This is a genomic window from Thioclava sp., assembly GCF_048263065.1.
In the GTDB taxonomy this organism is placed as follows: Bacteria; Pseudomonadota; Alphaproteobacteria; order Rhodobacterales; family Rhodobacteraceae; genus Thioclava.
This window is the reverse complement of record NZ_JBLXEM010000002.1, coordinates 1-14,373: the sequence shown is the minus strand read 5'-3', so window position 1 is coordinate 14,373 and position 14,373 is coordinate 1. Positions and strand designations below refer to the sequence as shown.

Below are 14,373 nucleotides of genomic sequence, written 5' to 3'. Positions count from 1 at the left end.
AGGTACAGTGATTGAATTTTGCTCTCGCTCGTGCTGTTCAGTTGATGGAGTAGATAATCCAAATCTATCGCCATCAACTGAGCCTGCGCAGCTTGTCCTAGCGTCCCTGAGGCTGAGCATCAACGACGCAGACCGCTACAAATTGGGTCTTAACGAGTTTGCATCCGCTGCAGAGCTGGCAGCACTAGAAACCTGCGGCGCAATCCGCAAAGCCCGCAAGGCGTTTAAGATCACGGCGACGTCGATCACTTCCTGCAATAGTGCGCCCTGAACGGGCGTTAGATACCCGAATGCCGCAGCGATCATCCCCAACACCGACAAGCCGATTCCGACTACGACGCTTTGCACGGCGATCTGGCGCGCGGCGCGCGCGATCTCGATCCCCGGGCCAAGCCGATCTATGCGATCCACGAGCAACACAACATCCGCTGCTTCGGCAGAGGCGGCCGCCCCGCGCGCACCCATAGCCACCCCGACATCCGCGGCGGCAAGGGCGGGCGCATCATTCACGCCATCGCCAACCATCATCACCGGACCATTCTTGCGCTCTGTCAGCACCAAGAGAACCTTTTGATCGGGCGTCAGCCCGGCCCTCGTCGCATCAAGGCCAAGCCCCTGCGTCACCTGTTCAGCCACTTCGGCCCGATCTCCGGTAGCCAGTACAATGCGTTCGACCCCTTGTCGGCGCAGTCCGACAAACATTTCGCGCGTTCCATCGCGCAAAGCATCAGCCATCACAATGTGCCCGGCCAGCTGGCCATCCACCGCCACCGCAACCAATAATGCCCCCGCCGTAAGATCGGGATGATCACGCGAAGCGGTGACGTGTTGGGCGACAAAGTCATTTCCGCCCACGACCACCTTGCGTCCCGCGACGGTTCCGATCACGCCCTCACCGGGTATTTCGGACACCTCTGAAGGCAAGGGCAACAGCACGCCCTTTTGTTTCGCCGCCAAGACAATGGCCTGTGCGACAGGGTGTTTTGAAGCTTGATCCAGTGCAGCAGCGAGGCGCAAAACTTCATCTTCGCTACTGCTATTGTAACTATTGATGGTAACAATCGTTGGACGTCCGTCAGTCAGAGTTCCGGTCTTGTCGAGGATCAGCGTTCGGATGCGCGCCATGGCCTCAAGCGGGCCTGCACCCTTGATCAAAACCCCGAAATGCGCAGCCCGCGACAGGCCAGCGGTTAGCGCGACGGGCACCGCAAGGATCAACGGACAAGGCGTCGCCACAACCAGCACAGCAACCGCGCGGATTGGGTCTTGCGTGAACCACCACGCGGCAAGGGCAATCACCACCGTCACGACCAAGAAACCCAGCGACCAGCGATCTGCCAATCGCGCCATCGGCGCCTTGGAACGTTGCGCTTCTTCGACCAGCCGGACGATCCCGGCATAGGTGCTGTCCTTGGCCGGGCGCTTTGCCATCAGATCGAACGGCGCGCCCGCGTTGGTCGATCCACTCAGAGCCTCGCTATCATGCGACAGGCGCGCAGGAAGCGATTCACCGGTCAGTGCGGACGTATCGACAAAGGCTACATCAGAGGCGACCGTGCCATCGACGGGCACCACATCACCTTGCCGGATCAAAAGCAGATCCCCCGGAGCAATGTCATCAAGCGACGCGTCTTCAAGACCGCCATTGCTGTAGCGTGTGGCCGTGCGCGGAACGCGTGACAGCAGGTCAAGCATTTCACGCCGGGCGCGGCCATCGGCCATGCTTTCGAGAAAAGTTCCGCCGGAATACATCACGGCCACGACCGCCGCCGCCATCGTTTCGCCGAATACGAGTGCCGCGGTCATCGACAGGGCGGCAACGATGTCGAGCCCGACATCGCCCTTTCTCAGGCTGCGCAAGATCTCAACCAGAAGAGCCGCGAGAACAGGGATAACACCGGCAAACCAAACGATACTGGCAATGCGGGCTTGTCCGGCAACATAAAACGCGAGTCCCGTCAAAAGGCTGAACAACGCCACCAACAAAAGACCCGTCTCCAGCCGGTTAGCGCGCGCAAACACCATGAAGTCTATTACCTTCCCAATGGGAGATTCGGTTTCGGCGTGTCGGAAAACAAGCGTCCAACTTCCACGCTACGAATACTATCCCCATCATCGCGCAACAGAAAGAGGGCGTCGAGTCCGCGCTCTCGTGCGAGCCTCGCGCCATGGTCTGCGCCAAGCACCATAAGCGCACTCGCCCAAGCATCGGCCTGCGCACATGTCGGCGCAACTATGGTGACAGAGGCGGGCGGTGCCACAAGCGGGGCACCCCGACGCGGGTCCATCGTGTGGGACAAACGGCGACCTTGCACCTCGACCCAGTGGCGGTAGTCGCCCGATGTGGCAACGGCGGCATTTTCAAGGGCCAGAATGGAATGGGGGGTGCGGCGCGTCGGGTCTGGGGCCTCGACGGCGATGGTCCAGGGAGAGTCATCTGGCCTTAAACCAAGCGCGCGCATTTCGCCGTCGATGCCGACAAGTCCTGAGGTGATACCAAAATCGCGCAGCGTCTCGGCCAGCCGATCAACGCCGTAGCCCTTCGCGATCCCGTTCAGGTCCAATGCGATGGGCGCGGTTTTTCGAACACGGCTCCCTTCGACGTCAAACTCGAGCCTCGTTTCGACGCCATCGCGCGCCGCTGTCATCGCGCTTTGAATGCGCTCGGGTGACGCCGCCTCAGGCCCAAAGCCCCACGCCGTCACCGCATCCCCCATGCCAATATCAAAGGCCCCGTTCGAGGTTTGCCCAATCTCAAGCCCAAGACGCAGCACCTTGAACAAATGCGCGGGAACCACCTGCCAGTGCGCAACCGGCGCGACGTTCAGGCGCATCAGATCGCTCTCCGGGTTCCAAGTCGACATTTGCGCGTCGACCTCGGCCACGGCAGCCTGAAGGGCGGCGCGAATAGGGGCTGGGTCAACGTCTGGGGCAGTGTAAAACTGCGCCGACCAGCGCGTGCCCATGGTGGGGCCGTTTAGCGCATGGCGGGTTAGATCAGTAGACATCTTCGACATAGCGCCCCTCTGCCTTCAAGGCGATCGGGGTCAGGCCAGTGGGTGCCAAAATGTCAGCCAGCGCATCAGCGACGCCATTGGCCATATCGCGCCCACCGCAGACCATAACACGCGCGCCATCGCGGATCAGTCGGGCGACCTCGGCCCGCTCTGCGCGCAAGGCATCCTGAACGTAGCGCGGACGCTCGCTGCGCGAAACCGCTTTAACAAGCTGTGAAAGGCGGCCTACGCTCTGCCAATCGCGCATTTCTGCACCGTAGAGAAAATCACTCTCGGGATCGCGCATTCCGAAAAACAGATGGATCGGACGCTGTCGTGTGTTGTTGCGAATGAACCCCGCAAGCGGGCCGACCCCGGTGCCTGCGCCGATCAGGATCAACGGTGCATTGCTTTTATCGGGGTGAAATACGCTATTGCGGCGGATAAACCCTGTTACTGTGTCGCCCGGCGCAAGCTCCATCAACTGAGCGGAACAAAGCCCGCCTAGCTGTTTCCTGACCACAATCTCGAGGAAGCCGTCGCGCGTGCCAGAGGCCAGCGAATAGAGCCGCGGGATGGCCGAACCATCGGGCACAATGCCAACAAGATCGCCCGCTTGAAAGCGGCCAAATCCGCGCGCTGTCAAGCGATGCCAGAACGAGGTTTTGGGCAAGGCAAAACGCAGAATTGCTGTCGGGGCCTGCACTTCGGCACCGTAATCGCGACGTGATATCAACGTCAAACTATGTGATGTGGGCAGCACCGGATGATGGATTAGATCAAGATCAAGCCCCATCGCTGTGCCAAGCGCGCGCCCCCAGCGTGCAAAGTCTTGCGGTGATTGGCGGTCCAAGGCGTGAAATGGCAGAAGCTCTTGCCATCCTTTTGATGCAGCGGTGCTCGCCACAGCTTTTGCGTAGCCGCAATAATTGGAAAAGCTGCGATCGCCAAACCCCAGAACCGCAAGCGGGACATCGGGCAGAGCCTCAAGCGTCTCGAGCCGACCCAGAAACCCCTTGGCAGAGCTGGGCGCATCGCCATCGCCATAGGTCGCGGCGAGGATGATGATGCGTTTGGCACCGCCATAGCGGGTCGGATCAAAGGCAGACATCGCCGTCGTATGAACGTTTTGCCCCGCTTGCGTCAGTGCCTTGTGCAGGGTAGCGGCAAAGCCCCAAGTGCTGCCGCCTTCGCTCCCGACGAGAAGGATCGTCTCCGCCCGACTGGCAGGGGCATTGGCGCGGATGCGCGGTCTGCCACGACGTCCTGCAAGCCACACGATAACACCCGTCACCCCCAAGGCCGGCACGCCCAAGGCCATCAGGCCAAGCACCAACCCCAGAACGGCAGCACCCTGCCCCGTGTGCAGCATGTAGATGGTTTCGGACAGGCGCGCCCACCCCGTCTGATCTGCCCAGCTTAGCAACTCGCCCGTGCCTTGGTCGATATAGCCGGTGCCTTGATCCGTCGTCAGAGTGAAAACATCGGTCGCGTCCCTGGGGTCGGGAAAGCTCAATTTGCGCAGATCAGCGACCGGAGTCTGAGCAAGTGTATCACTTTGTGCGAACGCCACTCCGGTCTGGCCACTTGTCGAGGCCGGGAAAGCCGCACTCGCCTCGCCATCGGGCAAAAGATCAAAGGTGGAGGCTGTCATCCACAACGCCGTAACGGATGAAAGCGCAAGACCCAGCACCGCGACGCGCGCGATTTCAACGTGAATGCGCCCTGCGAGAGGGCCGCGCAACGGTGCAAACCAGCGCCGCCACCCGCCCGTGCGCCGCACCACCAGAAACGCGCCCGAGATCACAAGCATAAGCATCGCCGCCGCTGCGACAGCCATCACAATCCGCCCACCATCGCCCAAGAAGAGCGAGCGGTGCAGATTGGTCAGCCAGCGCAGCAGTTGATTGGGATCCGCCGAGGCAGCACTTTGGCCGGTCGCGGGATCAATGATTGCCGCACCCGGCGTGCCATTTTCGAACCAGTAGGCCGTGATCTGACCCGATGGAGCGCGTTTGATCTGCTCGACACCGGGGAAAACATCTTGGATGCGCGTGGCGAGTTGCGCCACGTTTTGCCCGGTATCGGCCTGAGGTGCTGCGACGTGTTCGATGGCCGGAAAAACCGACAGTGCCGCCCCGCTGAGCGCCAAAAGGGTGAGGAGAGCCAGAGCCAACAGGCCCGGCCAACGATGAAGCTTACGGATCACGGCTTTGCCTCCGTCTTACATGTCGTAGGTGAAATCCGCGATATACCGCCGCCCTTTGACGGGGGTTCCTGCGCCCTGCGTCGTCAGGGGCACGGCGATCTCGTTCGGGCTTTCGCGCATGTCTTCGACGGCGGCATCGATATGAAGCGTATAACCCGCATCAAACAGCGCATCCGCAAGATCCAGAGAAATCTCAAGCGAGCGACCCGCGCCCACGCTTGCACCGGTGATCCCGTTGACCTGCGCCGTATCGCCATTTGTGAAACGATACCAGTCGGTCAGGTGCTTGTAATATTTCGACTTGCCGCCCGCCATCCAGAGACTGCCAGCATAAGCCCCCTGCGCATCGGTCACATACAGCGCGAGATAGGCTCCATCGCCGCCGTAATTGTTAAGGTTTGCGGTGAGCGTGACCGGGCGCGCCATCGCAAGACCGGGAAGTGTCAGCGCCGTGGTAAGCGCCAAAGTTGTGAGAACGGATTTCATCCTGCTATCCTCTTGTTATCAAGTTCCAAACGGTTGGCGCGCACGTTTCTGTCGCCATGCCGCCATGTTCATTTCACCTGAACTTGTGGCGGCGCGCCGGTGCCAAAAAGCCCGTTTTTCGGCGGAGCAACGCTGCCCGCAGGGGCCGGATTGCGCGCGCCACCTTTGTAATCGTCATCATCGTCTTCGTCGTCGTCATCTTCGTCATCGTCGTCGTCATCTTCGTCATCGTCCCGACCAAAAAGACGCGACCAGCCGCGTTCATCATCATCGCTGACGAATACGAGCGGCAGTTCATTCCGGTCCGCGTTGGTCGTGCGAGAAAATACCGCTGACGTGACGTTGCCAACCGGGGTCGGCGTGGCGCTCCACGCGGGCACCACAAAGGGCGCGCTGAACGCAGTTGAAGCGGCAAGAAGAGCGAGGGTCTTTTTCATATCGAGATCTCCGTTGTTGCGATCCGGTCTATGTGGGGGGCGTAGCTGAGCACATCCTGACGGCTTGGAATTTTCTGCTTCAGCTTGGTGTCAGCATTGCCAAACCTTACCGAAACATGCTGCGCTAAGGGCATACCGCATGGCTACTTCCACTCAATTGTCGTGTTGCTTGTCTTGGCCTTCACGCGCTCGATGATCGCCAGAATCTTTGTCTTTGTATTCGATTTCGATCACTTGAAGCGTCTCGGGATGAACCGTCGCTTCAATGCTGCGACCTTCCGCATCGGTGCCGTCAATCTCGTAACACCCGTCGTCAATCTTGATGCGCCGCACGGTCCAGTTGTTTTCCTGCGCCAGCCGAGCCACGGCTTCGCGCGGCTGCCAATTGGCCATAGGCACAAAACAATCGTCCTCGGCTATCGCCATCCCTGCCGGCAGAACCGCGAGAAAGCTAAGAATTGTCAATGTCTTCTTCATGGGCCAAACTCCGTATTGAGGCCGTCTTTCGCAAACATTGCACAGCCAACCTGACGGGAGCCTGAAGCACGCGATGTCTTCATGTCAGTTTCGCGTCAGTGTGCTCGGTCACACAGGCTTATTCTTAGACGAACGGGACCAAGTATGCGTATTTTGCTGATCGAGGATGACACGGTTTTGGGAGCCGCCGTCCGGGACCAGATCGCGGCAGATGGCCACTCTGTGGATTGGGCAACCCGACTTGATGTCGCCCAAGATGCCCTACACGGTGCGGCATTTGATCTGATCTTGCTGGATCTTATGCTGCCCGACGGAAGAGGGATCGAATTCCTGAAGGGCTTGCGCGCGCGGGGTGACGTGACACCGGCGATTATCTTGACGGCACTGGATCAAGTCTCGGATCGGATCGACGGGCTCAACGCTGGGGCTGATGATTATCTTGTCAAACCGTTCGATCTTGCGGAACTTTCGGCGCGGATCGGATCCGTGGCGCGCCGCTACACGGGCAATCCCAACCCCATCATCAGCCATGGCGCGCTTGATATTGATCTCGCTGCGCACAGCGTGCGTCGGGATGGGAAAACCGTTGCGCTGACGGCGCGCGAATGGGCGCTTTTTGAGGCATTCCTCGCGCGCCCCGGACAGCTTTTATCCAAGCCCCAACTCGAAGAAAAACTCTACGCCTTTGATACGGAAGTCGAGAGCAACACCATCGAGGTTCATGTCAGCCGCCTGCGCAAGAAACTTGGCGCTCATGTCATCGAGACAGAACGCGGCATGGGCTACCGATTGGGCGCACCATGAAACAGCCGCGCAGCTTGCAGGCCCGGCTTGCCCTCTCGCTGGGTGTGCTGTTGACACTATTGTGGATTGCGGCAGCGTCTGTGACAGCCGTGATTTTGCGGCGTGAAATGGACGTCGTGTTCGACAGCGCTCTTCAGGAAACCGCGCAGCGCATTTTACCGCTTGCCGCAGCTGATATCATTGATCGTGACACGAACGGAGCGACCCAGCGGATCGGGGACGTCCATACCCATAACGAGTATTTCACCTATGTTGTCCGCGACGCAAATGGGCGCATTCTCATGCAATCTCACTCTGCGAACCCAGCGGATTTCCCGCCCTATGACGGGCCGGGCTTCCGCCAAACCGCGACCCACAGACTTTACAACGACGATGTCATGCAAGGCAGCATTCGCATCACCATTGCCGAGGCATTGAAACACCGGGCCACCGTGGCGCGTGAAATCCAGATGGGACTTGGATTGCCGCTTCTCATCGTGATCCCGCTTGCGTTGTTGATTATCGTTTTGGCCGTGCGTGCGGGGCTTGGGTCTTTACACCGGTTTCAAGAAAAACTTGGGATGCGCAGCGCGCGTGATCTGTCTCCTGTTCCGACAGAGGGCATACCCCCTGAACTTGCGCCGATTGCGGCCACATTAAACGACCTGTTAGTGCGCCTGAAAAGCGCGTTTGATGCGGAACGTAGCTTTGCCGCCAATGCAGCGCATGAGTTGCGCACCCCGCTGGCAGGGGCGATTGCCCAAGCGCAACGGCTGCAATCAGAGACCGATAACCCCGCCTCAAATGCGCGCGCAGCCGAGATAGAAGCCACCCTAAAGCGGCTCACCCGGCTGTCTGAACGTCTGATGCAACTTGCGCGCGCCGAAGGGGGGCGCCTGCGCAAAGATCAACCGTCAGATTTGCGGGCTGTCGCGCGCCTCATCATCGACGATATCGCCAGAACGACATCGCCAGAACGCATCATTCTGACGCTGCCAGATGTGGCGGTGATGTCAGACCTCGACCCCGACGCATTTGGAATCCTGTGCCGGAATCTGGTTGAAAATGCACTGCGACATGGCTCTAAAACCGATCCGGTAGAGGTGACCTTGACGCAAAGTGGCGTCTTCAGCGTCTCGAATGAAAGCCCCGTTCTGTCCCCCCAGACTTTGGCGCGCCTGACGGGTCGCTTTGAACGCGCTGGCACGCGCACGGATGGCAGTGGGCTTGGCCTTGCCATTGTCGCCGCCATCGCCGAGCGGATCGGCAGCCAACTGGTTTTGACCTCGCCCCGCTCGGGATCGGCAACTGGCTTCGAAGCATGCGTTGGGCTTATTTCAAAGGGTATGATTTCTTAGACCGCCTGCTAGGCGCGGTTTTTCACGCGACATCTGATTTGGACATGGTCGCTTGGCGCGGATTTCCCTCAGGACGCCCTGCCGCTCGCCAACGCGGTCGACGCAATGACAGCCCCGCCATCAAGGAGGGCAGCTTCGACCGTCTGCGCCAGCGTGGGATGCGTACCGATGAAAGCGGGTATGGGGTGTTGGAGATCAGTGCCGCGATTGCGCAGGTGGTCGGTGGCGTGTTGAAGATCTAAAACATACCCCGAGGTCGGCGCGTGATCCTTCGACTTCCCGCCGCGCGACCCTGATCGGTGTGCGCGCAGCGGAAAAGGGCGTGTCGATCAGGCTCGGGGCAATGAGGCTGACTCAGAGGCGTCCGAAACCCGAGCCTCGACGTTTTTATCCGCGATCTTCACTCCGAAATCCTCGAAAATGGCGAGGATCGCGGGCGTCACGAAGAGCGAGAGCAGCGTGGCAGAAGTCAAACCGAAGGCGAGGCTGGCGACGATCGGGCGCAGGAATTGCGCCTGTGTCGAAGCCTCAAATAGCAAGGGGGCAAGCCCCACCACCGTCGTCAACGAGGTCAGGAAGATCGCGCGGAACCGATCACGCACCGCCTCGCGCCCGGCCTCGAGCATCGACGCACCCGCCGCGCGGCGCTCACCGATGAAAGCATCGAGCAGGATCGAGTTGTTGACGACCACGCCCGCCAGCGTCGCCAGCCCCACCAGACTGGGCAGCGATATCTGTAGATCCAGCGCCATATGCCCCCACATCACGCCGATAAGACCAAGCGGCACGGCGGCGATTACCGCAAGCGGGCGGATGAAGCTCGACATATAAAAGGCCAGAAGCAGGTAAACGCCAATCGCCCCCGCAATTATGTAGCGCAAAAGCGAGGCACCGGTGGTCGCGCTGTCTTCCTCTTCGCCCAGTACGTTCACATGCACGCCGGGGCGTTTTTGCGCCAGCTCGGGCAGATAATCGGCCCGCATCGCCGCCATCAACTCGCGCGAATTGGCGATCGCGGGATTGGTCGCGCCCTGCACCGAGACCGCGCGCTGCCCGTCAACATGGGTGATCGTGTTAAACCCGCGCGTCTGGGTCACACTGGCCACCGCAGACAGCGGCACCAGCGCGCCGTTCTTGCCCGGCACCCGCAGCGCCAACACATCGCCGATAGTCTGGCGCTCGGACGGGGCAAGGCGGGCGACCACATCGACCTGCCCATACGCATCGGCAAAGCTGACCGCACTGTCGCCCCGGAACGCTGCGCGCAATTCTGTGGCAAGCGCCTGCGGCGTCACGCCCAGCAGGTTCGCGGCCACCGGTTTCATCCGCACCACCAGTTCGGGCTTGCCCGGTTGCAGATCGAAGGTCACGTCGCGCACCCCGTCAAAGCCGAGAAAGAACCGGCGTAGCTCACGCGCGGTGAGGGCGAGCTGTTCGAGATCGACGCCCGTCACCAGCAGGTCGATCGGTTTGCCGCCCGCGCCGCGCTCTTTGTCGGTAATCCGGAACGCCGCCATATCGGGCATCTTGCCAATCAACTGTTTCCACCGGTCAAGCACTGCGCCTACCTTGCTCGTACGGGTACCTGCGGGTAGAAGCGCTGCGCTGACGGTGGCCATGTTCGCCCCCGTCGTGGGGCTGTCGGCATTGACGCCATAAGTGACGGTGTAGCTTTGAACCAGCGGCTGGGCGTCAGGCTGATCGGGGCTGAGCTCGGCGTCGAGGGACTTCAGCGCCTTGACCACCTTGGCAACCCGCGCCTCGGTCAGCGACAGTGGCGATCCGGCAGGCAACAGAAGCCGCGCTTCTATCGTGTCGCTTTCAAGCGTGGGAAAGCTTTGATACTTGATGAAACCGCCAGTGAAGGGCGCGATCGAAAGCGCTACGAAGAAGATTGCGATCCCCAGCGTCAGGTAGCGCCAGCGCAAGGCCAACCCTGCCAGCGGCACGATCACGCCATCGCGCAACCGGTCGAACGCCCCGTTCACCGCGCGGCTTACGCGCCCGGGGCGCATCTCGTGGTGTAGCGCATGGCGCATATGGGCGGGCAAGATCAGGAAGGCCTCGATCAGGCTGACCGTCAGCGTGATCAGCAGCACGATCGGGATGTATTTCAACAGCGCCCCGATATTGCCGCTTAGAAAGCTCAGCGGCCCGATCACCATCGCGGTGGTCAGGAACGAGGCGAATACGCCGGGAAAAACCTGTTGGGTGCCCTTGACCGCCGCGACATGGGCGGGCTCTCCCGACTGCCTGCGCCGCGCGATATTTTCCGAGATCACGATGGCATCGTCCATTAGCAAGCCAGTCGCGACCAACAGCGCCACCATCGTCATCATGTTGATCGTGTAACCCAGAAGCTGCATCGCGAAGATCGCCCCGAGAAAGCTGATCGGCAGGCCCATCGCGACCCAAAAGGACATGCGCAGCCCGAAGAACAGCCACATCGCGACCAGCACGAGGATCAGCCCCTGCAACCCGTTGATACCAATGATGCGCAGCCGCTCGACGATATTTTGCGTCGAGTCGGAAGAGATCGCGAGCTTGATATTTCCCGGTGCCTCGGCTTGGGCCTCGGCTAAGTCGCGGTCCAACGCCGCGCGCACCCGCAAGGCATCCTGCGAGGCGGTCTTTTGCACCGCGACGATGGCTGCGCGCTGGCCGTCGAAATAGGTCGCCTGCGAGGGATCATCAAAGCCTGCGCGGATCGTCGCAACATCGCCCAGCACCACTTCCCCGCCCGTGGCACTCCCCGAAATCGGGATCTGCGCCAGTTCGGCGGGTGTGCGTTTCTCGCCCAGAAAACGGATTGCGGTCTCGCCTGCGCGCCCCTCAAGCGATCCCGCCGGCATATCGAGGCTGTAGCGTGCCAGTGCCGCGCCGATCGTAGTCATGTCCAGACCGTAGCGTTCCAGCGCCGCGCGGTCGAATTCAACCGCGATCTCGCGGTCGGAAAACCCGTTCACCTCTACCAACGAAATCTGCGGATCGGCACGCAAACGATCTGCAAGCTGCTGGGCATACGCATACAGCACCATCGGATCAGAGGGCCCCGTCACGGCGACGGAGGAAACCGAGGCGGTGCGCTCGACGATCTGCGTCACCGGCGCGTCCGCCTTGTCGGGAAGTGCGGTGACGCCGTCCACCGTATCCTTGATGTCGTTGTAAAACCGCGTCATGTCCGCACCCTCGATCATCTCGGCGGTGATCTGGGCGGCGTTCTCGCGTGCAAGGCAGGTCAGCTTGGACAGGTTCTCGACCCGCGTCAGAAGGGGATCGAGAACGGTACATATCCCGGTCTCGACTTCGGCGGGCGCGGCCCCCGGATAGGTGATGCGCACCGAGACATCCGAAGGGGGCGTGACGGGAAACGTATCACGTTGCAGGCTGGGCAGGGCCATCAGCCCAAGCCCGGCAATCGCGACCATCAGGATATTAGCAGCCGTGCGGTGCCCCGCAAATAGCGCGATCATTGCGCGCTCTCCTGCGGGTTGTTTGCACCATTGCCGCCATTGCCAGCACCGTCGGGCTTGACGGCTTGCACCGGCTGACCCAGCGCCTCGGCCGCGATCTCTGCGCGGCGCGCGTCATCCTCGACCGCCTTCACCGCCATGCCGGGAACAGCGATCGAGGGATCAGTGATCACCAACTGATCCCCCGGCGCAAGCCCCTTTGAAATCACGGCCAGATCGCCCGAGACAAAGCGCGTCTGCACCGCACGTTTCTCAAGTGTGCCCGCGTCTGAGACCACCAGCGCCGTGCCGCCCGCCACCGCGTCGGCGGGAACGACGAGGGCTTGCTGCTTGGGCGCCGAAAGCTCGACAGCAACGACCATGTTACGCCGCAGCGGCGGACGCTCGCCTGCGCTGGCCTGTCCCTGCGGGTCATCGACACGCACCACGACGGGGGCGCTTTGCGTGGTCTCGTCGATCGCATCGCCCATCCGCACGACCTCGGCAGTCCACACAACGGGATGCTCGGGCGCGGGCAGCGTGACGCGCGCCTTTAGATCGGTGACCTTGATGCCATCGCCCACGAGCCGCAGCATCGGACCGATCCGTCCGATCGGAAATTGCGCCGCGATATCGACTGCGTCGGTGCCTTCGCCACTCAGCAGAACCTGCCCGCGATTGACATATTGCCCGACATCCGCGTCAAGCGTGTTCACCCGCAGATCAAAAGGCGCGGTGATCTGCGCAAAGCCCAACGCGCGATTGCTGATAGCGCGCTGGGTCATCAGAACCTCGCGCTCGGCCACGTTAAGCTTGAGCGCGCTTTGCAGATCGGTGACCTTGGTGCGCGCGGTCAGCTCTTGGCGGCGCGCGGCGTCAAGCTGGCTCTGTGTCACGCGCCCCTGTTTATTGAGCTGCTCCTGCCGGGCCAGATCGGCCTGCGCGAGTGCGAGATCAGATTGCGCCAACGCGAGGCTGGCCTGAACCGTCTCGTCCTTCACTTTCGAGGCCGAAAGCTGGGCATCAATATTGGCCAGTTGCAGCTTCAGATCACTGTCGTCGATGCGAAACAGCTCGACTCCTTTCGCGACGATATCGCCAGGGGCGAGCGGACTTGCGATATGGGTGATCTCGCCCTCAACGCGCGCCACTGCACGCCATTCGCGCACCGGTGCCACCGTGCCATAGCCCGTCACCCGCGGCACCAGATCAAGCGGCGCAAGTGTGATCACCCGCACCAGCGCCGCCGGTCGGTTCGTCGCGCTCTGCTCGGGCAAGGTGCGCAGATCGCCCGCAAAGACCACAGCCGCCAGCCCGAGCGCCGCTGGCACTCCGACCATCGCAAGCCGCCCAATCACGGTGCCGAAAATCGCCATCTTGTCCCCCTTAGATGTGGCTTTGGCGTGACTATGCGCGATCATATCATCCCAATCCAGCCCGTTTTCGGGGCCGGACCGGATCTGTCGAGCGCAGCAGCAATGCGCGCAAAAAGCCGTTTCCCAAATAGCCAGTGATCTGCCACTGAACTTTCATCCAGCCGCTGGCATTGTCGATCAAACTTTGGCTCTCCCTGCGTTCGCCTTTGACATGATCTTCACCACCGCGGCTGCGCCGTCCTCGCAAATGCGGCAGCGCTGTAGGAAAGCCCACCTCAACGCGCATCGCGTTCCTCTTGGACGGCCTGCATTCGGTCGTGCCAAGTCGAGCGGATGAAGGCGAGAATGTCGACGTTCTCGCCTTCATCGAGGGTTTTGGCGAAACCGGGCATGCCGCTGGCGATAGCCGCGACCCCAAGGTCGGCAAGCGCCGCCTCGTCGGCCTCGACCGCGCAGCCGCCAAGGCTACTTTCAACGACTTTTTGACAATGCGGCGCTTGAACGGCGAGTAGACAGAATTCATTGACATGATTATCAACCACCTCACCGACAGGGGTATTGTTGAACCCTCGGCATTCTATGACAGCCCATTCTGCCAAAGCTGATTGATCTCTGTTGTTTTAACTTTGAACTCGCTGGTAGCCTTGATCACGATGAAGGCAGGACGGGTGGGGGTGCGGACAAAAACTTGGACTGTTTTCACGGCATAAGGCCGAGGCTTTTACGGTATTCGATTGGGCTTCTGCCACCAAGGGACATCTTGATGCGTGTTTCGTTATACCAGCGGATGTAGGCGTCA

Annotated in this window: 14 protein-coding genes; 3 read left to right on the top strand and 11 right to left on the bottom strand. The window is 61.0% G+C overall.

The window, feature by feature from the left end:
* Positions 1 to 135: 135 nt before the first annotated feature.
* The 6 genes from ACN0SD_RS03190 to ACN0SD_RS03165 all read right to left on the bottom strand — a co-directional run bounded on the left by ACN0SD_RS03190 (position 136) and on the right by ACN0SD_RS03165 (position 6,605).
* Positions 136 to 2,025 (bottom strand): heavy metal translocating P-type ATPase, encoded by a 1,890-nt coding sequence (locus ACN0SD_RS03190; RefSeq protein ID WP_417806776.1) that lies wholly within the window; start codon positions 2,023 to 2,025, stop codon positions 136 to 138.
* An 8-nt stretch (positions 2,026 to 2,033) separates the two neighbouring features.
* Entirely contained in the window at positions 2,034 to 3,017 is a 984-nt protein-coding gene (locus ACN0SD_RS03185; protein WP_417806775.1) for an FAD:protein FMN transferase, read from the bottom strand.
* Positions 2,998 to 5,205: a PepSY domain-containing protein gene (locus ACN0SD_RS03180; RefSeq protein WP_417806774.1), complete on the bottom strand. Its 2,208-nt coding sequence runs from the start codon at positions 5,203 to 5,205 to the stop codon at positions 2,998 to 3,000. The genes ACN0SD_RS03185 and ACN0SD_RS03180 overlap by 20 nt, the downstream gene beginning before the upstream one ends.
* A gap of 15 nt (positions 5,206 to 5,220) precedes the next feature.
* Positions 5,221 to 5,691 (bottom strand): DUF2271 domain-containing protein, encoded by a 471-nt coding sequence (locus tag ACN0SD_RS03175; RefSeq protein WP_417806773.1) that lies wholly within the window; start codon positions 5,689 to 5,691, stop codon positions 5,221 to 5,223.
* Between the two features lie 68 nt (positions 5,692 to 5,759).
* Positions 5,760 to 6,128: a hypothetical protein gene (locus ACN0SD_RS03170; protein ID WP_417806772.1), complete on the bottom strand. Its 369-nt coding sequence runs from the start codon at positions 6,126 to 6,128 to the stop codon at positions 5,760 to 5,762.
* Between the two features lie 153 nt (positions 6,129 to 6,281).
* Positions 6,282 to 6,605, bottom strand: a complete 324-nt coding sequence (locus ACN0SD_RS03165) for a PepSY domain-containing protein (protein ID WP_417806771.1) — start codon at positions 6,603 to 6,605, stop codon at positions 6,282 to 6,284.
* Positions 6,606 to 6,749: 144 nt separating this feature from the next.
* Between ACN0SD_RS03165 and ACN0SD_RS03160 the strand changes: the two genes are divergently transcribed.
* Genes ACN0SD_RS03160 through ACN0SD_RS03150 form a run of 3 tightly spaced genes read left to right on the top strand, consistent with a single transcriptional unit; the run spans position 6,750 to position 8,988 of the window.
* Positions 6,750 to 7,409: a response regulator transcription factor gene (locus ACN0SD_RS03160; RefSeq protein WP_417806770.1), complete on the top strand. Its 660-nt coding sequence runs from the start codon at positions 6,750 to 6,752 to the stop codon at positions 7,407 to 7,409.
* Entirely contained in the window at positions 7,406 to 8,746 is a 1,341-nt protein-coding gene (locus ACN0SD_RS03155) for an ATP-binding protein (RefSeq protein WP_417806769.1), read from the top strand. Before ACN0SD_RS03160 ends, ACN0SD_RS03155 begins: the two co-directional genes overlap by 4 nt.
* 44 nt (positions 8,747 to 8,790) lie before the next feature.
* A complete protein-coding gene (locus ACN0SD_RS03150; RefSeq protein ID WP_417806768.1) occupies positions 8,791 to 8,988 on the top strand; it encodes a hypothetical protein in 198 nt (65 codons plus the stop codon).
* Positions 8,989 to 9,075: 87 nt separating this feature from the next.
* Here ACN0SD_RS03150 and ACN0SD_RS03145 read toward each other — a convergent pair whose 3' ends face one another.
* The 5 genes from ACN0SD_RS03145 to ACN0SD_RS03125 all read right to left on the bottom strand — a co-directional run.
* Complete coding sequence (locus ACN0SD_RS03145) at positions 9,076 to 12,219, bottom strand: efflux RND transporter permease subunit (RefSeq protein WP_417806767.1); 3,144 nt, start codon at positions 12,217 to 12,219, stop codon at positions 9,076 to 9,078.
* Complete coding sequence (locus tag ACN0SD_RS03140) at positions 12,216 to 13,574, bottom strand: efflux RND transporter periplasmic adaptor subunit (RefSeq protein WP_417806766.1); 1,359 nt, start codon at positions 13,572 to 13,574, stop codon at positions 12,216 to 12,218. The genes ACN0SD_RS03145 and ACN0SD_RS03140 overlap by 4 nt, the downstream gene beginning before the upstream one ends.
* Positions 13,575 to 13,620: 46 nt before the next feature.
* Entirely contained in the window at positions 13,621 to 13,755 is a 135-nt protein-coding gene (locus ACN0SD_RS03135; RefSeq protein ID WP_417806765.1) for a hypothetical protein, read from the bottom strand.
* A 94-nt stretch (positions 13,756 to 13,849) separates the two neighbouring features.
* Positions 13,850 to 14,173, bottom strand: coding sequence for a hypothetical protein (locus ACN0SD_RS03130; RefSeq protein WP_417807196.1), 324 nt, complete (start codon positions 14,171 to 14,173; stop codon positions 13,850 to 13,852).
* A 100-nt stretch (positions 14,174 to 14,273) separates the two neighbouring features.
* The coding region (locus tag ACN0SD_RS03125) for an IS3 family transposase (protein ID WP_417807183.1) at positions 14,274 to 14,373 on the bottom strand (100 nt) is incomplete at its 5' end.

What these genes read in the sequence shown, in the direction of transcription:
- ACN0SD_RS03145 (WP_417806767.1), bottom strand. Translation starts at nt 12,219, where the DNA reads ATGATCGCGCTATTTGCGGGGCACCGCACGGCTGCTAATATCCTGATG.
- ACN0SD_RS03185 (WP_417806775.1), bottom strand. Translation starts at nt 3,017, where the DNA reads ATGTCGAAGATGTCTACTGATCTAACCCGCCATGCGCTAAACGGCCCC.
- ACN0SD_RS03140 (WP_417806766.1), bottom strand. Translation starts at nt 13,574, where the DNA reads ATGGCGATTTTCGGCACCGTGATTGGGCGGCTTGCGATGGTCGGAGTG.
- ACN0SD_RS03155 (WP_417806769.1), top strand. Translation starts at nt 7,406, where the DNA reads ATGAAACAGCCGCGCAGCTTGCAGGCCCGGCTTGCCCTCTCGCTGGGT.
- ACN0SD_RS03165 (WP_417806771.1), bottom strand. Translation starts at nt 6,605, where the DNA reads ATGAAGAAGACATTGACAATTCTTAGCTTTCTCGCGGTTCTGCCGGCA.
- ACN0SD_RS03160 (WP_417806770.1), top strand. Translation starts at nt 6,750, where the DNA reads ATGCGTATTTTGCTGATCGAGGATGACACGGTTTTGGGAGCCGCCGTC.
- ACN0SD_RS03150 (WP_417806768.1), top strand. Translation starts at nt 8,791, where the DNA reads ATGGTCGCTTGGCGCGGATTTCCCTCAGGACGCCCTGCCGCTCGCCAA.
- ACN0SD_RS03190 (WP_417806776.1), bottom strand. Translation starts at nt 2,025, where the DNA reads ATGGTGTTTGCGCGCGCTAACCGGCTGGAGACGGGTCTTTTGTTGGTG.
- ACN0SD_RS03170 (WP_417806772.1), bottom strand. Translation starts at nt 6,128, where the DNA reads ATGAAAAAGACCCTCGCTCTTCTTGCCGCTTCAACTGCGTTCAGCGCG.
- ACN0SD_RS03175 (WP_417806773.1), bottom strand. Translation starts at nt 5,691, where the DNA reads ATGAAATCCGTTCTCACAACTTTGGCGCTTACCACGGCGCTGACACTT.